Origin of the sequence: Amycolatopsis sp. NPDC059657, assembly GCF_042734395.1 — a bacterium.
GTDB lineage: Bacteria > Actinomycetota > Actinomycetes > Mycobacteriales > Pseudonocardiaceae > Amycolatopsis.
In genome coordinates, this window is sequence record NZ_JBHWEB010000043.1 from 1 (window position 1) to 19,259 (window position 19,259).

Annotated in this window: 21 protein-coding genes; 19 read left to right on the top strand and 2 right to left on the bottom strand. The window is 65.9% G+C overall.

Annotation, left to right across the window (positions count from 1 at the left end; all coding sequences use genetic code 11):
* Positions 1-231 precede the first annotated feature (231 nt).
* Complete coding sequence (locus ACFV15_RS23205; RefSeq protein ID WP_378352659.1) at positions 232-1,443, bottom strand: tyrosine-type recombinase/integrase; 1,212 nt, start codon at positions 1,441-1,443, stop codon at positions 232-234.
* A 91-nt stretch (positions 1,444-1,534) separates the two neighbouring features.
* Here ACFV15_RS23205 and ACFV15_RS23210 point away from each other — a divergent pair, with 91 nt between their 5' ends.
* Positions 1,535-1,780: a helix-turn-helix domain-containing protein gene (locus ACFV15_RS23210; RefSeq protein WP_378352660.1), complete on the top strand. Its 246-nt coding sequence runs from the start codon at positions 1,535-1,537 to the stop codon at positions 1,778-1,780.
* On the opposite strand, the gene ACFV15_RS23215 is transcribed toward ACFV15_RS23210, so the two are convergent.
* Complete coding sequence (locus ACFV15_RS23215) at positions 1,777-2,010, bottom strand: helix-turn-helix transcriptional regulator (protein WP_378352661.1); 234 nt, start codon at positions 2,008-2,010, stop codon at positions 1,777-1,779. The two genes, ACFV15_RS23210 and ACFV15_RS23215, sit on opposite strands and share 4 nt — an antisense overlap.
* A gap of 338 nt (positions 2,011-2,348) precedes the next feature.
* Between ACFV15_RS23215 and ACFV15_RS23220 the strand changes: the two genes are divergently transcribed.
* The 18 genes from ACFV15_RS23220 (at position 2,349) to ACFV15_RS23305 (ending at position 19,228) form a co-directional block, all read left to right on the top strand.
* Entirely contained in the window at positions 2,349-2,654 is a 306-nt protein-coding gene (locus ACFV15_RS23220; RefSeq protein ID WP_378352715.1) for an HNH endonuclease, read from the top strand.
* 621 nt (positions 2,655-3,275) lie between these two features.
* On the top strand, positions 3,276-4,196 hold the full coding sequence (locus ACFV15_RS23225) for a DNA-methyltransferase (RefSeq protein ID WP_378352662.1): 921 nt from the start codon (positions 3,276-3,278) through the stop codon (positions 4,194-4,196).
* Between the two features lie 193 nt (positions 4,197-4,389).
* Positions 4,390-4,995 carry a transglycosylase SLT domain-containing protein gene (locus tag ACFV15_RS23230; RefSeq protein WP_378352663.1) on the top strand — a complete coding sequence of 202 codons (606 nt, stop codon included), beginning with the start codon at positions 4,390-4,392 and terminating at the stop codon, positions 4,993-4,995.
* 710 nt (positions 4,996-5,705) lie between these two features.
* Complete coding sequence (locus ACFV15_RS23235; protein ID WP_378352664.1) at positions 5,706-6,164, top strand: phage terminase small subunit P27 family; 459 nt, start codon at positions 5,706-5,708, stop codon at positions 6,162-6,164.
* Between the two features lie 99 nt (positions 6,165-6,263).
* Entirely contained in the window at positions 6,264-7,649 is a 1,386-nt protein-coding gene (locus ACFV15_RS23240) for a terminase large subunit domain-containing protein (protein ID WP_378352665.1), read from the top strand.
* Between the two features lie 12 nt (positions 7,650-7,661).
* On the top strand, positions 7,662-7,901 hold the full coding sequence (locus tag ACFV15_RS23245; RefSeq protein WP_378352666.1) for a hypothetical protein: 240 nt from the start codon (positions 7,662-7,664) through the stop codon (positions 7,899-7,901).
* Between the two features lie 3 nt (positions 7,902-7,904).
* On the top strand, positions 7,905-9,260 hold the full coding sequence (locus tag ACFV15_RS23250) for a phage portal protein (RefSeq protein WP_378352667.1): 1,356 nt from the start codon (positions 7,905-7,907) through the stop codon (positions 9,258-9,260).
* 5 nt (positions 9,261-9,265) lie between these two features.
* The gene (locus ACFV15_RS23255) at positions 9,266-10,993 is read left to right on the top strand and encodes a phage major capsid protein (RefSeq protein ID WP_378352668.1); all 1,728 of its coding nucleotides are present in this window, start codon (positions 9,266-9,268) and stop codon (positions 10,991-10,993) included.
* Between the two features lie 106 nt (positions 10,994-11,099).
* Complete coding sequence (locus tag ACFV15_RS23260) at positions 11,100-11,474, top strand: hypothetical protein (RefSeq protein ID WP_378352669.1); 375 nt, start codon at positions 11,100-11,102, stop codon at positions 11,472-11,474.
* A 5-nt stretch (positions 11,475-11,479) separates the two neighbouring features.
* Positions 11,480-11,917, top strand: coding sequence for a hypothetical protein (locus ACFV15_RS23265; protein WP_378352670.1), 438 nt, complete (start codon positions 11,480-11,482; stop codon positions 11,915-11,917).
* Positions 11,918-11,929: 12 nt separating this feature from the next.
* On the top strand, positions 11,930-12,925 hold the full coding sequence (locus tag ACFV15_RS23270) for a phage tail tube protein (protein ID WP_378352671.1): 996 nt from the start codon (positions 11,930-11,932) through the stop codon (positions 12,923-12,925).
* A gap of 71 nt (positions 12,926-12,996) precedes the next feature.
* On the top strand, positions 12,997-13,389 hold the full coding sequence (locus tag ACFV15_RS23275; RefSeq protein ID WP_378352672.1) for a hypothetical protein: 393 nt from the start codon (positions 12,997-12,999) through the stop codon (positions 13,387-13,389).
* Between the two features lie 12 nt (positions 13,390-13,401).
* The gene (locus ACFV15_RS23280; protein WP_378352673.1) at positions 13,402-13,653 is read left to right on the top strand and encodes a hypothetical protein; all 252 of its coding nucleotides are present in this window, start codon (positions 13,402-13,404) and stop codon (positions 13,651-13,653) included.
* Between the two features lie 14 nt (positions 13,654-13,667).
* Positions 13,668-13,823 (top strand): hypothetical protein, encoded by a 156-nt coding sequence (locus ACFV15_RS23285; protein WP_378352674.1) that lies wholly within the window; start codon positions 13,668-13,670, stop codon positions 13,821-13,823.
* A 9-nt stretch (positions 13,824-13,832) separates the two neighbouring features.
* Positions 13,833-16,154, top strand: a complete 2,322-nt coding sequence (locus tag ACFV15_RS23290; protein ID WP_378352675.1) for a phage tail tape measure protein — start codon at positions 13,833-13,835, stop codon at positions 16,152-16,154.
* Positions 16,155-16,160: 6 nt separating this feature from the next.
* Positions 16,161-17,096: a hypothetical protein gene (locus ACFV15_RS23295; protein ID WP_378352676.1), complete on the top strand. Its 936-nt coding sequence runs from the start codon at positions 16,161-16,163 to the stop codon at positions 17,094-17,096.
* 114 nt (positions 17,097-17,210) lie between these two features.
* Complete coding sequence (locus tag ACFV15_RS23300; RefSeq protein WP_378352677.1) at positions 17,211-18,149, top strand: hypothetical protein; 939 nt, start codon at positions 17,211-17,213, stop codon at positions 18,147-18,149.
* A 146-nt stretch (positions 18,150-18,295) separates the two neighbouring features.
* A complete protein-coding gene (locus ACFV15_RS23305) occupies positions 18,296-19,228 on the top strand; it encodes a hypothetical protein (RefSeq protein ID WP_378352678.1) in 933 nt (310 codons plus the stop codon).
* Positions 19,229-19,259: the final 31 nt, after the last annotated feature.

Consider the following 19,259-nt stretch of genomic DNA (forward strand, 5'->3'; position numbering starts at 1 on the left):
CGCAAAAACGGCATCAACACACTCACCGCACTCCGCGACGCCCTCACCGGAAACCCCTGGCTACCAACACACCCAGCAACCACCTGACTAGTTACGCGGGCGGTTCTAACCGCCCGCAACGCTCACGACCCCGGCTTTGGCTTTGGGGGGAGCCTTCATCCACGCGAACCGTGTGAAGGCTCCCTTCACTACCTCCGAGGCCTGGTAGTCGTCTGACCTGCGCATTCACGGCTACTGGGCTTCTGCGGTACGCAGGGGGTACACAACAGCGGAGAACACGTCATCCATGACTGCGCGGGCGCGTTCGCGGGCTTGCTCGAACAGGTGGCCGTAGGTGTCGGACGTGGTCTTGATCGAGGCGTGCCCCATGTGGTCGCGGACCTGTTCCATGGATGCTCCCCGGTGGTTCGGGCTTCCTTCGATCAGCCGGGACGCGAAGTAGTGGCGGAAGTTGTGCATCCCGTTCGCGGCCCCCTTGGTCACTCCGACGGACTCAATCGCGGGGTGCCAGACGTCTTCGTTCCAGGCGCCACGTTCGATCAGGTCGCCCTTGGCGTTGGTGAACACGATGCGCCACGTCTTGCCCGGACAGCATGTACAAGTCACGGCCAAGGTCCCGTAGGTGTCGACGTGTTCGGTGATGGCTCGCGCCGTGACGTCGGGGAACGGAACAGTGCGGGTCTTGCCACCCTTAGGCGGGGTCAGGGTGAGCTTGCCGTTGATGCGCTTGACCTGGTGTCGAATGGTGATCTCTTTCCGGAATCGGTTCACGTCTTCGAGCGCGACGGCGAAGGCTTCACCCTGCCGATGCCCGCAGGTCGCCGAGACGAGCCCGATGGGCCGATCCCGCTCAGGCATCGCGGGAATCACGGTGTTGACCTGGTCGTGCTCCCAGATGTCCCGCACGCGCTTGTCCCGCCGGGGCACGTCGACTTCCCACCCGTCAAAGGGGTGGACGGCGATCAGCTTGGACGTGCCGGTGACGGCCGCGCGCAGGAACGACCCAAAGTGGACGTAGACAAGCTCAAGAGTGCTCGTCGAGTACGTCTCGCCGTTGGGCTTGGTCTTTTCGCACATGTCGGCCCACCACTCGGCAACCTTGGCCGTGGTGATGTCGCACATCCGCAGGTGGCCGAAGGTCGGCAGGATGTGGTGCTTGAAGCGGGACGCGACGGCCCGGCGCGAGGCAGGGTCGGGATAGCGCTCTTTCAGCCACTTGGGGAACACCGCCGAGACCAGGACGTACCCGGCCTTGTGGTCGAACGGCTTCAAGCCCTTGAGTAACTCGGCGTTGACCTTGATGTCATGAGCCTGCGCATCGGTCTTTTTGTAGAACGACAGAGTGCGCGCCCCCTTGTTGCGCACCCGCCACCGCTTGCCCCGCCCGTAGTCCTTGGTCCGCTTGCGGGTCCCCTTGTGATGCCATCTGTCTTCAACGCTCACGCCTGCCTCTTTCTTGATCGTTAGTGCGGCATATTTGCCGCATGAACTGTAGCGCACTTGCCCGCTCGCCTGGGTGGGCTAAGTTGTCGCCGTGCCGTCTGAGACCAGCGCGTCCGTTCAGGCCCGACGCCTGGCGTTCGGGCAACGGCTTCGTGAGGTGCGTGAAGAGCTGGGGATGAAGCAAAGTGACGTCGCCGCAGCAGCGGGGATAGACCGCACCACCTACGGTCGCATTGAAGCCGGAAAACACGCCGTGTCGATTGACAACGTCTTCAAGGTCGCGGACGCGCTCCGCGTGGACGTCGCGTACCTCTTCACCGGCTTGCGGGACCACTAACCGTTCGGCTGGACGGCGCGCTTCTCAAGCCATTTGTCTACATCGGACCGTCGGTAGCGAACGTACTTGCCGACGCGGTGGTACTTCGGTCCTTCGCCTGTGGTGTTCCAGGCGTACACGGTTTTCGTGGATACGCGGCAGAAGTCGGCGAGATCCTCCGCAGTGAGAAGAGCGTCCATGCGCCTCCCCCTCTTCGGGAAGGTCATCCGCCGGACTTCGGCGGTGCTCACTTCCCGTCCTTACCTGTTCAGTGGCCGCAGGAGGACATGACGCGAAGGTATGCACGTCTAGAGGCTCTTCAGACCACGCGGACAGGTAGCCGTCTTCGGCGCGGTCCAGATGACGAAGCTGACGGAATGACGCTTGTTCTGCCTTCTCTATAAGCTTCTTTCTTCTAAGGGGTTTACAGAAAGCGCGTTGTTTCGTCATCTCCGTCAGGCCGCCAAGGTTTCTTGTGTGACGTGAGCCACTCGAAGACGTTTTCCCTGGTCGGCATGTCCTCCTACAGCCACTGAACTATGTAGAGACCAAAAAGGCCCCGGAGGTGTTCATGCTGCGACGTGCGTGCATGACATGCCCCGGGGTAGCTGTCCCGGGTGGTGCCCACTGCGAACGCTGCGGGGGTGGCCATCGCAAGGCCGCTGGTGACCGCGTCCGGCAGGCAGTACGACGAGCGATCAACCGCACAGGCGGGGCAAGGTGCCAAGCCTGCGGCCATACGTTCCCCTCTCGGGCCGTGCAGGTTGATCACATCCGACCACTGCGTGACGGCGGGCGCGACGAGCCCGGCAACGTGCAGGTGCTGTGCACCGCGTGCCACCAGGCGAAGACCGAGGACGAAAACGTACGGCGAATATTTCGTAGAGGGGCCTAGCCCGGTCGCCGTCTGAACAGACTGGTCCATTTCAACGTACGAATTAGCGACAGGGCGTGCTTGCGACCTCGGTCGTCTTGCTTCAGGGACCAGAGCGTGACCCCCGCAATCACGATGGTGCGTATGAGAGCGACGGCGGCACCGACCACAGCACCGCCAACGCCTAGGTGCTCCAGGGCGACCACAGGACCTCCAATAGACCGCGTCAAAGTGGTCGCCTGACAATGGAAGACACCGAGCGCTGCCTAGCGGGGACGTGCAGAAGCTTCACACGATCGGGTTACAGAACCTGTGCTGTTAGCGCGGGGAGGGCTCGAAGTTCGGCGCGCTGCGGCGGCCAGAACACCCCGGCCCCTTTCTGGACACACCCTGAGTGCGAGTCCGATTTTTTGACCAGCGCCAACCGCCCATGAGCCCGCGTTTTACCTGCTCACGGGCCGGTTCAGCGCGCCCGAAAACGGGGTGAAAGCCCCTCCCAAACGCGCCTTAATCCCGCTGGAACAGGGGAAAAGGCGGCCATTTCTGGCCCGTCACGGGTCGAGCGCTTCTCGGGCTGTCCCTTGTCGCGTCGCTCCCCGTGGCGGGCCTTCCCCATGCCATGACGAACGGAGGTGACCACGGATGACGCTGTACCACCAGGACGAGACGCTCACGCTTCACCAGGGCGACGCGGCGGACGTGCTCGCCACGCTCGACGAAGGCACGGTGAACGCGGTCGTGACCAGCCCGCCGTACTTCGGCCTGCGCGACTACGGCACCGCCGGGCAGCTCGGCCACGAGCCGACCGTGACGGAGTACGTCGAGCGGCTCGTCTCCGTGTTCGCAGAAGTCCGGCGGGTGCTCGCCGATGACGGGCTTGTGTGGCTGAACCTGGGCGACGCGTACACCGCGAAGTCCGGTCCGCTGCGGGCCGGAGCGACCGGGACGCGGCCCAAGAACCTGATCGGCCTTCCGTGGAAGGTGGCGTTCGCGCTCCAGGCGGACGGCTGGTTTCTGCGGAACGCGCTCGTGTGGTCCAAGCCCAACGCCATGCCGGAGAGCGTGCAAGACCGGTTCTCGAACCGGTACGAGTCGGTGTTCATGCTTGCGAAGTCGAGCCGTTACGGGTTCAACCTGGACGCGGTCCGCGAGCCGTACACGGGCGACCGGTCGCCGTCTCGACGAGCCCGCAAGGCCGGGCCGAAGAAGGCGAACAGCGTCACGTCTGTGTGGCCGCCGCCGGGCCATGAAGACCGGGGTCACAACCCCGGCGACGTCTGGTCCTTGCCGACACAGCCGTACAAGGGCGCCCACCTCGCGCCGATGCCGCTCCGACTAGCTGAACGGTGCGTGGCCGCGAGCGTCCCGCCGTGCGCTTGTGGTGCACACCCCACGCCGGCCGCGGTCGCCCGTTGTGGTGCGCACCCCACGATCCTTGACCCTTTCTGCGGGTCAGGGACTTCGCTGGTCGCCGCGCGCAACGCGGGACACCGCGCCATCGGGGTCGACCTGAACCCCGAGTACCTCGCCCTTGCGCTCGAACGGTGCCGCAACGGCAAGTAAGGCCACCGCCCCGAGGCGGGTTGAGCCCGGCCGCGTCCCTCTCTCCGTGGCCTTGGTGCTCCCCGCTTCGGGGCGGCTTCCCACCCTCGCGCCCGCCGGGCGCTTGCCCCCTTCAGCCGGAATGACCCCGGGACGGACTTACACGCCGGTCCGCGCAGCGGTCACCGGCCGCCCCCGAAACGGAGGATGACCTTTGCGACCCGGCCCCGCGTCGGCAACCGACCGCGCGCTTGCCGGGGCGCTCGTCATCGTCGTGACGCTCTCGAACGTCCACCCGATCCACACCCGGCGCCCGGCCGTCCCGGCGGTCCAGCTCGCGCCCGGCGAACCGGTGCGCCCGCTCCCGTCGACACCGGCCCCGCCGATCCCGGAGACCACCGGGGCAGGCCCCGCGCCCAAACCGCCGCCGAAAGACGACGTGATCGCCTGCGGCCCCGCCCCGGGTGACGCGCTCGACCGATGGATCGGTCAAGCATCCGACGCGCTCGTGTACGTCGGCGAAGCGCCGATCACCGACCGGGCCGCGCTGCGGCTGATCATCACGGCCGAGTCGTCCGGAGACCCCTGTGTGGTGAACACCTGGGACGCCAACGCCCGGCGCGGCACACCGTCCATCGGGCTCGTGCAAACCATCCGGCCGACCTTCGACCGGTGGGCACTGCCCGGGTACGAAGACATCCGGCACCCGGTCGACAACATCATCGCGGGAGTCCGCTACGCCCGTGGCCGCTACGGCTCCGAAAGCAGCGTGCCCGGAGTACTCGGCAGACGCACGGGCAACGGGTATCGCGGGTACTAACCCGACGCGCCGGAGGCTTTAGGATTTCTACATTCGGTTCAGGAATCCGGGCGTCTTAAGCTTCCTTTTTGAAATGCGCTTTGGGGGCTTCCCGCTTCCCGGCTTAACACTCCATGCGCGTCCCGAATTATCGACCAAAATCATCGTGTCAACCTGCAAGACCTTCACGTCCGCAAGCGCGCTACCGGGCTCCGGCTCTGGGGTCCTCATAGGGCCACTCAAGTCGAGAGTAACGGTGCTCCCTGGCGGTATGGTCTCAGGCGTGGGCATCCGGTGAACTGATCGACTCTTGTCGGGAACAGAGCGAAACTGTCCGCTCTCTCCACTGTTCGGCAGGTCCCATGTCCATTTCATCGAATAATGGAGCGCATGCAATGTTACAGGGAGATCACTCGAATTCCTGAAGTCTATGTTTGAGCGAAACTCATAGATCAAATTCTCGCTTGAGCCTTCTCGTATCGTGGTCGGACTGGTAGTAAATTTACCCCATGCGCCAACCTGATTGATCTGTTGGCGGGCTCTTATTGTTCGGTCGCGCAAGATTACGAATCCGGCTGCGGAGAACGAAGCCGCAGAGAACCACGAGGGGACGTTTCCCCAATCCCAACCGAACAACGCCATGGGCCACCCCTTCGCATCTCTGGGGCTGAAGGTTACCCCGCGGCCGGCATGGGGTGCACACCACAACCTGTCGACCGGAGGTGACCGGCATGTCTCACGCGAAGCGGCCGGAAGACCGCTCCGGAAACCCCCGTACCGCAGCAACTTCCGGCCCCGCGCCTACAGTTCATGTGGGGCGTGCTCCGCGTGTCCCGGCGAAGTTGGACGACGTCGGCCGTGAGGTCTGGCGCGCGGTGTGGGCCGCTGGGGATGGCGCGTACCACCCGGCGACCGATCGGTTTGTGATCGAGCGGTATTGCGAGCTTCACGACCGGCGGGCTGCGCTACTGCGCGAAGTGGAAATAGATGGGCTCACAACGGTGGGCAGTACCGGGCAGACCGTGATTCATCCGGCTCTGCGGTACGTCGAGTCCACAGAGAAGGAAATGCGCGCCATAGAAACAACTCTCGGGCTCAACCTGGAAGCCCGCCTACGTCTGGGCATCGCGGCGAACGCTGCGCGCCGGACGACTTTGGAAGACATCTTGGGTAGCCCTGACGACGACTAGGAGGCGAAACCGTTGTCCCCCAAAACAGAGGGACGACGCGTACGCCGATTCGTCCAACACCTGACCCTTGGCGGCTCGTATCTCGGGCAGCCTTTCCGTTTGCTGCAATGGCAGCGCGACGACATTGACGAGATCTACGCGCTCAACCCGGATGGCCGCCGCAAGCACCGCACCGCCGTTCTCGGTATCGCGCGCAAGAACGGCAAGACGCAACTTGCCGCAGCGCTTGCGCTATACCACCTGTGCGCGGACACCCGCGACGCAGCGCCGGAAGTGATATGTGCGGCCAACACTCGCGACCAGGCCCGGCTTTTGTTCGCCGAAGCGTCGCGCATGGTGCGGATGTCTCCGCTTCTGTCGGAGATCTGCACCGTGCAACGTGATCAGATCATCTGTCACGCGACCGGCGGGCGCTTCAAGGCTGTGTCGGCGGACGCGGGCCTGCAACAGGGGCTCAACCCTTCGTTCATCGTGATGGACGAGTACGCGCAGGCGAAGAACTCCGACCTGTTCGACGCGCTCACTCTTGGCTCTGCACAACGAAACGAACCGCTTTTCCTGGTGATCTCGACGGCGGGCCCGTTGCCTGATGGGCCGTTCGCGGACATGGTCGAGCACGGCCGCCGCGTGATCTCCGGCGAAGAGGACGACCCGTCGTTCTGGTCCCGCTGGTACGGAGTCCAGCCCGGCGAGACCGTGGATCACCGCGACCCGGCCGTGTGGCTCCGCTGTAACCCGTCGTGGGAAATCATGAACCACGAGGACTTTGACGCGAGCTGTAAGCGGACGCCGGAAGCCAACTTCCGCATGTACAGGCTCAATCAGTTCGTGCGCGGCGGCTCGACGTGGCTTCCTCACGGCGCGTGGGAAGCACTCGCCCGGCCGGACAAACGGCTTGAGCCCCGAGACGAAATCGTGGCTTTCGTTGACGCAGCGTGGAAAGGCGACAGTACCGGCATTGTCGGTGTGCGCCTGCACGACCTTCACGCGGAAGTCCTTGGGCACTGGGAAGCTCCGCCGGATGACCCGCACTGGCGTACCCCGCTCGCGGAGGTCAAGCAACGCATCCGCGATATCTGCTCGACGTACCGCGTGGCCGAAGTCCCGGGCGACCCGTACCGGTGGGAGGTCGCCATGCAAGAGCTAGCCGAAGAGGGCTTGCCCGTGGTCGAGTTCCCTACGAACAGCCTTGCGCGCATGGTGCCCGCGACCCAGGGCGCTTACGAAGTGATCGTAGAGGGCCGGATGACGCACTCCGGCGACCCGGCGCTAGCCCGCCACTTGTCGAACGCGGTGGTCCGGGAAGACACCCGGGGCCCGCGCCTGAACAAGGAATCTGCGGGCAGCAAAAGAAAAATCGACTTGGCCGTGTGCCTGATCGGCGCGCTTCACCGCGCGCAGCTTTTCCGTGAGGAACGGCGCACGCATGACGGGTTCCTGGTGGACGCCAAGCCGTGGGACGACTTCGACGACGACGTGTGGTGAAAGGGGGCCGCTGTGCTCATAGCTGTCAAGACCCGCAAGCGCGCGGTCTCCAAGACCAAGGCCCGCGCGCAGAAAACCGGCGCGTGGCTGAAGAAAGCGTGGCAGACGAGCCCGGCGGAGATCCTCGCGACCGGCGGCGCTTCGGCTGTCACGACCGGGGTGGCGCAGATCTACGGCCCGGCCGGGTGGATCACGGGCGGGCTGTTCGGGATTGCGGGCGCGGTGTGTGTGGCGAAGTCGAAGGGGGTGTAGCACTTGGGTTTCCTTGGCTTCATTGAGAAACGCTCCGCTCCGGTCGCGGTTGACAAGGCCACGACAACGGGCGAGCTGTTCGGCACTGACACACCGGCCGACCAGCCGTTGACGCGAGAGACCGCGCTCAAGGTGTCGGCCGTGTTCGCCTGCGTGCGGCTGCTCACCGACGCGATAGCCACGCTGCCCGTGGACGCGTACCGCCGTATCGGTGGCCGTCGCCGGACCATGCCCGCGCCGGACTGGCTGATCAAACCGAACCCGGACATGGGCCGGATTGCGTTCTTCGGGCAGATCATGACGTCGCTTCTCTTGGAGGGCAACGCCTACATTCTTGTGTCCCGCGTCGGCGGCCGAGTGGTCGCGCTCGACGTGATCCCGGCAAGCATGGTCGAGCCGCGCTATGTCGCGACCCGATCCGGCCGGAAGCGGCTGGTGTATCAACTTTCCGTCGCAGGCGAAGACGAACCGGCCGATGTGGTCGGCGCTCTTGACCCCAAGGACGTCATTCACCTGCAAGGGCTCCCGCTCGCCGGAGAGCTGCGCGGGGTCTCCCCGCTCACGGCCGCGTCCCTCACGATCGGCTCGGCGTTGTCCGCGCTGGAGTATGGCGCTGATTTCTTCTCGGACGGCGCGCTTCCCGGCGCGGTCGTTAACGTGCCCGGCCCGATGACCCCGGACGGTCTCAAGGCTGCCCGGCAGACGTGGCGGAACATCCACCGTGGACGGGGAAACCGTCACGGCTTGGCGATCCTCACCGAGGGTGCGACGTTCCAGAAGGTCACGATCTCCCCGGACGAAGCACAGTTCTTGGAGACGAGACAGTTCCAGGTTCCGGACGTGGCAAGGCTTTTCGGTGTTCCTCCGCACCTGATCGCGGACGCGACCAACTCCACGAGTTGGGGTAGCGGTCTGTCCGAACAGAACACGAGCTTCGCGCAGTACTCCACGCGGCCATGGGTCGAGCGGATCGAAGAGGCCCTCACCGCGTTGCTCGTCGCCGACACGGGCGACAAGCGCGCGTTCGTGCGGCTGAACATCGATGCGATTCAGCGCGGTTCGCTGCGGGACCGCATGGACACCTACCGCGTGGGGCTCGCGTCCGGGATCTACACCCGCAACGAAGTTCGGGCGCTCGAAGACCTTCCGCCGGACACCGAGTACGGCGATTTCTTCCAACTCCCGCTGAACCTCGCGTTGCTCACCCCGGACGGGCCTTTGTCGCTCTCCGGCGGGAAGACCGCGAGCGAACCGGCCGACGAGCCGGAGCAGCCTGCCCCCGACGAGACCGGGGACGGCCCCGCCGACCAGGCGGACGACAACGGCGACGACACCGCCGAGAACACCAAGGAGCCCTAGACCCGTTGAGTACCGAGCGGCGCGACTACGCGCGCCCGGTCGAGCTGCGGTCTGAAGGCGAGAACATCACCATTCGCGGCTACGCCTATGTGTTCGGCGCGCTGTCCCACGACCTAGGCGGGTTCCGGGAACGCATCGAACGCGGAGCGGGCCGGGAATCGTTGGCGCGTAACGAGTTGCTCGCGACGTTCAACCACAACGCGAACGCTCCCCTTGCGCGAACCGGCGCAGGGCTGCGCACGGGTGAAGACGACACAGGCGGCTGGTACGAGATCGACCTACCCGACACCAGCACCGCGCGTGACGTCGCCGAACTGATCCGGCGCGGAGTCGTCGCCGGTAGCTCGTTCACGTTCTCCCTTCAAGACCCCGGTTCTGACCAGGAATGGACAGACACCCCCGACGGCGAAGTCATCCGCACGCTTCGCCGTATCGACGTCGTCGAGCTGGGGCCGGTGACGAACCCGGCCTACCCCGACACCACCGCAGCGCTGCGCGCGCTCGACGAAGCCCGCAGCGCACAGCAAGCCCACACGCGGCCCGCGACGGCCGCACCCACCGCATCGAAGGGGAACACCACCACCTTGCCGACCACCGAACTTGCCGAGACCGCCGAAGAGCGCGCCCGCGCCGAGCACGCCCTGAGCCACGCTGCGGCCGACCGCGCGGCCGACACCGAAGCCCGCATCCTCGCCGCGCTGGACAAGCTCGACGAGCGTTTCGCCGCGCTGGTCGAAGCGCAGCGCACCGAAGAGGCGCGCAGCCTGGCCCTGGAGCTGATCAGCCACGGCGCACCGCAGGCCGAGAACGCCTCGACGCAGCGCGTCAGCGATAACGCCACCCTGCGCAGCCTCGCGCCGGGTGAGGCCGCCGAGTTCCGCGCGGTCATGGGTGTGACCGTGGATGCTGCGAACAAGCAGACCGGCAAGGCCGTGCCGACCGAGACGCTCTACACGCAGCTGATCGAGATCATCGCCGAACGGTCCAACGTGGTCCGGGGAGGCGCGCGCTCGATCACCACCACGTCGGGCGAGAAGCTGACCTTCCCGCGCGTGAGCCCGGTGCGGCCGACCACGAAGACCGCCGAAGGCGCGGCCCTGCCGGAGAACTACCCGCAGACCGACACCGTGAGCAACACCCCGGAGAAGTACGGCTACCTCAGCCACCTGAGCTATGAGCTCGTCCAGGACGACGCCGTGGACCTGGTGGGCTTCCTGGCGGCCGACGCCGGGCCGAACTTGGCCGACCAGATGGGCAGGGACTTCCTCGCGGCGCTGCTCGCCGGGATCGTCATCAAGGAAACCCCGACGAAGCTGACCAAGGAAGCCGATGCGGCGGACTGGGTCATTGACCTGTTCTTCGACCTGCCGACCGCGTCCGCCGAGCGGGCCTCGTGGATCATGGGCCGCAAGGCCATTTCCCGGCTTCGCAAGCTCAAGGACAACAACGGCCAGTACCTCATGCGCTCGATCTCGGAAGGCTCGTCGCTGACCCTGATGGGCCGCCCGGTCCTGCGTGACGCGGGCTTCGACAACGACAACACCAAGGTTGTCCTGAGCGACTTGAGCGGCTTCGTGACGCGCTTCGCCGGGCCGCTGCGCGTCGCCCGCTCGACGGAAGCGCGTTTCGCGGAAGACCTGGTCAGCTTCAAGTTCGTTCAGCGGGCCGCCGGGACGCTCACCGACGCGTCCGGTACCGCGCTGTTGACCCTGCCCGCTCCGGCTGCTGCCTGATCCGTCCCACACCTTCGCCATGCCCCGGCCGCTTGGGGTGCACACCCCACGGCAGTACTCGAGCCGGCCGCGGGCATGGCTTGGGGTGCACACCACAAGAAAGGGGGTGCCTGTTCTGGCTGCACTTGACCAGTACGCGACCCTGCCGGAGCTGCGGCGCCTGGACGGGCTCGCCGACGCCGACGTGTTCACCGACGCGGACCTGGCGGAGGCACTCGCCTACGCCGTGGAGACCGTCGAGGCGTACACGGGCCAGTCATGGCCGCAGCGCCCGCCTACGGCCATCAGGTGGGCAGTACGGACCATCGCGCGACAGTGGGCCGTGGATCTGCACTCGCGGATGCCGGACCGGGCGCTCTCGATCAACTCGGAGTTCGGACAGGTGTCCCTTGCCCAAGCCGGGGGCGACTGGCGGCCCACGAGCCTGCCGGAAGTGAACGCCGTGTTGAACCGGCACCGCACCCGGCCGCCGTGGGGCTGAGCGCCGTGTACGTAATCCTGGCAGCCAAGCTCGCCATCTTCGAGGCGCTCAAGACCCGGTTCACCGGCACCGGGGTTCAGGTCGCCTACGCCGAACCAGGCGACGCGCGTAGCCGGGCCGTGTGGTTCACCGACACGGTAGAACCCGAGATCGCACCCGTGGCCCTCGCGATGGGTCGCCGCAAGCCATCGAACATCTCGGCCGAGTTGACCGTGAGGGCCTGGGCCACGGTGCCCGGCGACCCCGCCAAGGCCGAGACCGCCGTCTATGAGCTGCGCGCCGAGATCGAACGCGCCGTGCTCGACGACTTCGACCCGCTCCGCGTCTCGGGGCTCATGGACGTCCGCCCGACCCGAGTTGCCGTGACCAACGGCGAGAACGGCAACGGCGCAACCGCCGTCGCGGACGTAACCCTGTCCCTGCGGGCGCGCATGTACACATAGGAGGGTGCCCGAGTGGCGCTAGACGCATCAATCGCCCTGGGGCCGGAAACGGCCTACGGCACCACCGCAACCGCGCTGGACGGTTACGAAGGCAAGGGCGACTCGTGGAAGACCACCCGCGAGTTCATGGAATCCGTCGGCTTCCGCAGCGGACTTCAAACCGCACGCGCCGACCGTCGCCGGATCGTCGACATGGGCGGCGAAGGTGAGATCGAGTGCGACGTACTCGACGCCGGGGCCACAACCCTGCTCACGTCCGCGTTCGACCGACGCGACACCAAGACGGTCGGCAAGACCAGCGTTCACACCTTCACGTCGGCACCGACCGGCAACGGCAAGAGCTTCACCGCTGAAATGGTGCGGCCCAAGGCATCCGGCGGCGTTGTCGCTTTCCGGCACGTCGGGTGCACGGCCACCACGGTCGAGTTTTCCCAAGAGGTCGGCAACCCGCTTTCGGTGAAGGTCGGCTTCGATTTCCAGACCGTCACACACGGCGCGGCCCCGCTCGCCCCGACCTATCCGGCCGCAGCGTTCCCGTACGACTGGACGGCCGGGCTCGTCGAGTTGAAGCGCCCCGGCGCGTCCGCCTACACCGCGCTCGACGTGACCAAGTGGAGCATTTCGTCTGAGCTTGGCCTGAAGACCGATCGCCGTTTCGTGCGACAGAACCCGCTCAAGAAGATTCCCGCCCGTGCGGCCGTGCCGACCTACGAAGGCTCGATCGAAGCGGAATTCGACGATGCAACCCTTGCCCTGTACGAAGACTTCATCGCGGGCGCGGTCCTGTCGGCCCGGATCACCTACACGGGTGCGACGAAGGCCAGCGACGGAAAGCCCTCCGCGTTCTCGATCGAGGCACCGGCAATCCAGTTCACCGGAGACTCGCCCGAAGCATCCATCGATGAACTGACCACGATGGAACTTCCGTTCCGGATTCTCGACCCGGGCACCATGGACGCGCTGAAAGTCATCTACACCGAACCCACTCCCGCCGCGCCCACCGGGTAGCCGACTTGGGGTGCACACCACAGCTGGTCACCGCGGCCGGCGTGGGGTGCACACCACAAGGAGAGTCCACCGTGGCCCGAGACTTCGAGGTCAAAGTAGAGGGCCTCAAAGAGCTACGCACGGCCATCCGCCGCGCCAAGGATGACGACCTACGCAAGGAGCTTGCGCAGGCACACAAGGACACCGCCGACGTTGTGGCCCGCCCGGCGAGCGCTGCGGCCCCGCACCGTTCCGGCCGACTGGCCCGCACGGTGAAGCCGTCCGCGAGCGTCAAGGGGGCCATCGTCCGCGCGGGCCGGGGCGCGAGCGTTCCCTACGCCGGACCCATTCACTTCGGGTGGCGCAAGCGGCACATCCGCGCGAACCCGTTCCTCTTCCGCACCGCCGGGAAGAAACGCGACGAGTACACCGAGGTCTTCCGGGACCGGATCACCCGGCTTGTCCGTCGCGCACTCGGTTCCTAGACAGGAGAATCCTTGTCCGACTACATCTCGATTGATATCGACGAGCTGACCATTTCCGAGATTGAGACCGTCGAAGACATCATCGATGCGTCCATCGAGTCCGTGGCCAAGCCCGGTTCCCGCAAGGGGAAATTCCTTCGCGCCTTGGCGTTCGTCGTCAAGCGTCGCGAAGACCCGGCCTTCACGATCGAACAGGCCGGTGACCTGAAGATCCGCATCGAGAGCCCGGCGAAGCCGGACCCTACCGAACCCGCCGCGCAGTAACCAAGGCGCGGCTTGTGTCCCACTTCGGGGTCACGTGGGCGGACCTGCAAGCGCTACGGCTCGACGAGTTCAACGCGCTGGTGTCCGCCATGGACAAAGACCTCAAAGACCGCAACCGCCGGGGAGGCGGAGACGCACCGGGAACCCGCCGAACCCCGGTCATGACGTAAGGGGGCCGAGTGGCAAAACCCATCAAGGTCACCATCCTGGGAGACGTCTCCGACCTCACCAAGAAACTCGGCGACGGCGACAAAGCCGTCTCCGGGTTCGGCGTCTCACTCGGAAACGTCGCGTCCAGTGTCGGCGGGATGGCCGCAAAGTTCGCGGTCGTCTCCGGTGCGGTCGCCGGTATCGGCGATGCCATCTCAGACGCGCTCTCGCAAGAGTCGTTGTCCGACAAGCTCAACGCCCAACTCGGCGCGACGGCAGCGCAAGCCAAGACATACGGGGCCGCAGCAGGATCGCTCTACGCCAAGGGCTACGGCGAGTCCATGGCCGAAATCAACGAGGCCATTCGCGGGGTAGTCCTCAACATCGACGGGCTACGCGACGCATCGCAATCCGACCTTGAGCGCATCGCGGCCAAGGCGAGCAACACGGCGGCCATCTTCGACCAGGAGCTAGGCGGAGTCACCCGCGCCGTCGGACAGCTCCTGCGGACCGGGCTCGTGTCCAGCGCAGACGAAGCCTTCGACGTCATCACCGCCGGTTTTCAAAAGGGTGTCGACAAGTCCGGCGACTTTCTCGACACGATCAACGAGTACTCGACGTTCTTCCGGGAACTTGGTATCGATGCCACGACCGCTACAGGTCTTATCTCCCAAGGGCTTCGCGGCGGAGCACGCGACGCGGACAAGGTCGCCGACGCCATGAAAGAGCTTGTGCTCCGCACCAAGGACGGCACAAAGGGAACAGCCGAAGGCTTCAAGGCCCTGGGTCTGAACGCTACCGATATGGCTCAACGCTTCACCGCCGGAGGAGCCGAGTCCGCCGCAGCCTTCGACCTCACCCTAGAACGGCTGCGAGCAATGCCGGACCCGGTCGCCAAGGCCACCGCAGCAACGAGCCTTCTTGGTACGCAGTCGGAAGATCTTCAGAAGGCGCTCTTCGCACTCGACCCGAAGACAGCCGCCGCAGAGCTAGGTGTCATCGCAGGAGCGGCCGACAAGGCCGGTACAGCGTTTCACGACAACGCCCAATCGAAGATAGAAGCTTTTGGCCGGACGCTGACCACGGGCTTGGTGTCGGTGATCTCGACGTACGTCCTGCCGATCGTCGAGACGCTCGCCGGTTTCCTCACCACCGTGTTCGGCCCGGCGGTCTCGCTCGTCGCCGGGATCGTGCAGGACACGATCATTCCGGCGCTGCGGTCACTGGTCGACTGGGTGACACAGAACCAAGATTGGCTTTCCATCGTGGCCGCCGTGATCGGGGCCGTGTTCCTTCCCGCGCTCGTCGCCATGGGTGTGCAAGCCACGGTCACCGCCGCGCAGGCAACCGCCGCATGGATCACGTCCAAAGTGGAGGCTCTCGCGTCTCTGGCCGTCCAATCAGTCACGCTCGTGCAGTTGGCCGCCCTGTGGGTAGGGCTTGGCCTGCAAAGCCTCCTCCAGTCGGCAAAGGTGGCCGCCGCGTGGGTGCTCTCGAAGGTCGAGGCGCTCGCGTCGCTTGCTGTTCAGGCGGGCGCGTTCATCACACTCGGGGCCGCCTGGGTTGCTCTCGGCGTTCAAGCGGCAATACAGGGCGCGCGGGTAGCTGGCGCGTGGGTGCTGTCCAAAGTGGAGGCGCTCGCCTCGCTCGCCGCACAGGTACCCGCGTTCGCGGTCCTGGTCGCCGGGTGGATCGCCCTTGGTGTTGAGAGCCTCATCCGGGGCGCACAGATGGCCGCAGCCTGGCTCATGGCCATGGGGCCGATCGGCTGGATCATCGCGGCCGTCGTCGCCTTGGTCGCCCTGATCATCGCGAATTGGGACACCGTCAAGCAATGGACCATTGACGCGTGGAACGCGGTGGTCGGCGCTGTCACGTCCGCCGGTCGTGCGGTGGTCGACGCGGTTGTGTCCGCGTTTGACTGGGTCGTCGACAAGGTGCGTGGCGCGAAAGATGCCGTCGTGGGTGCGTGGAACGGTGTGGTCGAGTGGTTTTCCGGAATCGGCCGGGGAATCTCCGATGCCATCGGCGGGGCCATGGATTGGCTCATCGCGAAGATCCGGGGGGCGATCGACTGGGTTCGCGATCGGGTCAACGATGTCAAGAATTTCGTTGCCAGCATGAACCCCTTCCGCGCGATGGGCGGCCCTATCGCGACAACGGGCGTCTACACCGTCGGTGAGCGCGGGCCGGAACAAGTCCTGTTGCCCAAGGGCGCGCAAGTCGTGCCGAATCACGGCCAGTCCGGCGCGGGAGGCGGCTCGACGATCAACGTCTACGCGCAAACCAACGCCGACCCGTACGCCATCGGGCGCGAAGTCGCGTGGGCCATGCGAACCGGCGGGAGGTGAGACCGGATGCAACTTGAACCCGAGCTGTTCGCCGCAGCGCGCCGGGCCGCCGCCGACGTGACCGCCGAGTGGATGGCCGAGTACCGGGGCCTGGTCATCGGCGCCCCTGATTCCGCGCTGTCCCTCGCGGCCGTGGACGGGCTTTTGGACGTCCCGGGTATGCGGACCTCCGACCGGGCCGCGTTGAGCCGTCACGGTGACGTGAGCGGCACCGACTACCTCGGCGCGCGCACAGTCTCGCTCACGATCGAGGTCTACGGACGGGACGCGGCCGAGTTCTCCGCAGCGCTGGACGCGGTGACGGCCGCCTTCGCGCCCGCAGCGCCGGACGCGCCCCTGGTGTTCCGGTTTCCTGGTATCGCCGGGGGCGGGGTCCGGTTCGTGGCGGCCCGGGTCCGCAAGCGGGGCATCCCGGTCAACGTCGAATATTCGAACGGCCTGGCCATGGTCACTGCCGAGCTGTACTGCCCAAGCCCGCTCATCGTCGACCCGGTCCTGTTGGACACCGGGACACCGCTCGCCGACCCGAACGCGGCCGGAGGCGGCATCAAGCCGCCGTTCCGATTCCCGCTGAAGTTCGGCCCTCCGCGCAATGTCGCCGGGGTCGTCCGCGTGCTCAACGCCGGGACAGCCGTGAGCTACCCGAAGTTCATCGTTCGCGGCCCGGTCGTCGACCCGCAGATCATCAATCTCCGCACGGGCCAGTCATTGACTTTCCGCTACACGCTTCTGCGGGGCGAGTGGCTCGACATCGACACCTACACCCACGAAGTCCTCTTGAACGGCACCGCGCCCCGCTTCCTCACACCCGGCCCCGGGAACACGTGGCTCACGTGCGCGCCCGGCCTGACCGAGTTCGGGTTCCGGGGCTTCCGCGTCGACTCAGGCCCGGCAGGCGACGGCGCCGAGCTGGTGTGCGAATGGACTTCGAGCTGGGTGTGACTCCGACAGGGAGGACACCACTGCATGGCGCTGTTCAAGCAAATGGACTCACCGCCGCTGTTCTGCGACGGCACCGAATACTCCGCCGGGCTGGTTCGGCGGCTGCTCGGTCAGATGACCGGCGGCACGGTCGGCATCTTCACTGCGACCGACTTTCAAGTCACGCTCACCGGTTCCGATGTCTCGATCGCACCGGGGCGGGCCGCAATCCCCTCTCCTGCAACGGAGTCAGGCGTATACCTGGTCGAGGCGAACGCGGCGACGCTGCTCACGCTCGACCCGGCCGACGCGACCCGCGACCGGGTAGACCGGCTGGTGGCCTACCCGGTTCCCCCGGCCACGGCCGCCGACACGGGCAAGTGGCTCTTCGAGATCCGCAAGGGCACCCCATCGGCGACACCGCAACCACCGTCCACATCGAACACCTATTTCGTCTGGGAGTTCACGGTCCCGGCCGCGTCGAAGGGCACCAACCCGTCCGGCTTTGACAAGCGGCTGACCGGCGGACAGCAAGTCATCTCCGGCCCGACGATCAGCGGCCTTGAGCGCCCGGCGGTCGGCCGACTAGGACAGCTCTGGATTGACGCGGCGACCGCCCAAATCTGGGTATTCACCGGCACCGCATGGGTTCGCGTGAGCGACCCGACCTTGCCGCGTGGCGTCATCGCGGAAGTCAAGCGCTCGACCACCGACATCGTGAACGGCGAAGTCATCCTGGAGCGGATCACCGCGTCACTGTCGGTGGGCCGAAAGTACAAGATCACGTGGTCCACGAACGTCTTCGCGGACGGACTCGGCCCACCGAACGGAACGGCCAACATCCGTTTAGCCACAGGAAGTTCAGTCACCACGACGAGCCCGTCAATCAAGTCCGCGGACATCCTCAAGGAGAACACCACAGCACAGGTCTTCGAGGTCATGAGCACGTTCACCGTGGGCGCGAACGGCGCCTACTCGCTCGGAACTTCCCCTACCGCCAACGGAAACCCATCCATGACCTTTCCCGGCGGCGGCGGACGCGTGTTCCTGCTCGAAGACATCGGGGCCGCGTGAGCGCGACGTACCGAGTCCTCTTCCGCGATGTCCTGTCCGGCGTGATCCACGGTGAGCTTCCCGCCGAAAGGTTCAACTACACCAACACCTTGAACGCTCCCGGGTCGGCAACGATCACAATCGGGCTCAACCCAACGGTTGCCCGGGTGAACACACAGACCGTGGTGACCGGCGGCGCTACTGCCGTCTACATTGAACGGTCCGGGCGCATCGTCTGGTCCGGGCTGGCGTGGGATGCGTCGGCGGACTACGCGGCCGGGACGCTTGATCTTCAGTGCGAAGGCTGGCTCTCATACTTTCGAGAGCGGCACTACCACGCGACCACGCGTTTCGATCAGGTCGACCAAGCCGACATCGCGCGAGCGCTGCTCCAACACGCGGGGCTCTACGGCAACGGCTCCCGGCTCGGGATGATCGAGTACGGCACCGAGAAGACCGGTGTCCGTCGCGATAGGACATACAAGGAGAGCGAGCACAAGTCCATCGGCGAAGCCGTCGAGCAACTCGGGGCCGTGATCAACGGCTTTGACCACTCCTTCGACACCGCTTGGCGAGACGCCGACCTGGTGACGACCTTCCGCGTTCACTACCCGGCCGTGGGCCGCTTCCGCGCGCTCACACTGGAGCAGGGCCGCAACTGTGACATCACGGCCGCAACCATCGGCGGCAAGTCCGTGGTCACGCACGCGTTCGCTCTCGGTTCCGGGGACGGGGCCGATCAGGTATGGGCGTCGGCCGGAAGCCCTTCGCCGATCTTCCCGCGCTTGGAAGCTGTCGAGTCCTTTTCGGACATCAAAGAATACGGCACCCTCAAGGCCAAGGCTGAAGCCCGCGTCCGGCTCGGTGCGGCACCCGTGGTGTTGCCGTCCATCTCGCTCTACCCGGACACGTCACCAGGGCTCGACGAATTCGACCTTGGCGACGCGCTCACCGTGACCGGCGGTTCCGGTCTCGTGCCGATCTCCGGAATGTGGCGCATCACCGAGCTTTCCGTGTCCGTCAACGAGTCCGGTGCAGAAGAGATCACGTTGACCGCAGCTCCCCGCGAAGTGTTCGGAGGTGACGACACCAGTGGCTAACCCGACCTTGCCGCCGTCTCTCGCGACCGAG

Bases quoted from the DNA above. Each gene is read 5' to 3' on its own strand.
- ACFV15_RS23220 (WP_378352715.1), top strand. From the start codon at position 2,349: ATGACATGCCCCGGGGTAGCTGTCCCGGGTGGTGCCCACTGCGAACGC.
- ACFV15_RS23225 (WP_378352662.1), top strand. From the start codon at position 3,276: ATGACGCTGTACCACCAGGACGAGACGCTCACGCTTCACCAGGGCGAC.
- ACFV15_RS23235 (WP_378352664.1), top strand. From the start codon at position 5,706: ATGTCTCACGCGAAGCGGCCGGAAGACCGCTCCGGAAACCCCCGTACC.
- ACFV15_RS23295 (WP_378352676.1), top strand. From the start codon at position 16,161: ATGCAACTTGAACCCGAGCTGTTCGCCGCAGCGCGCCGGGCCGCCGCC.
- ACFV15_RS23300 (WP_378352677.1), top strand. From the start codon at position 17,211: ATGACCGGCGGCACGGTCGGCATCTTCACTGCGACCGACTTTCAAGTC.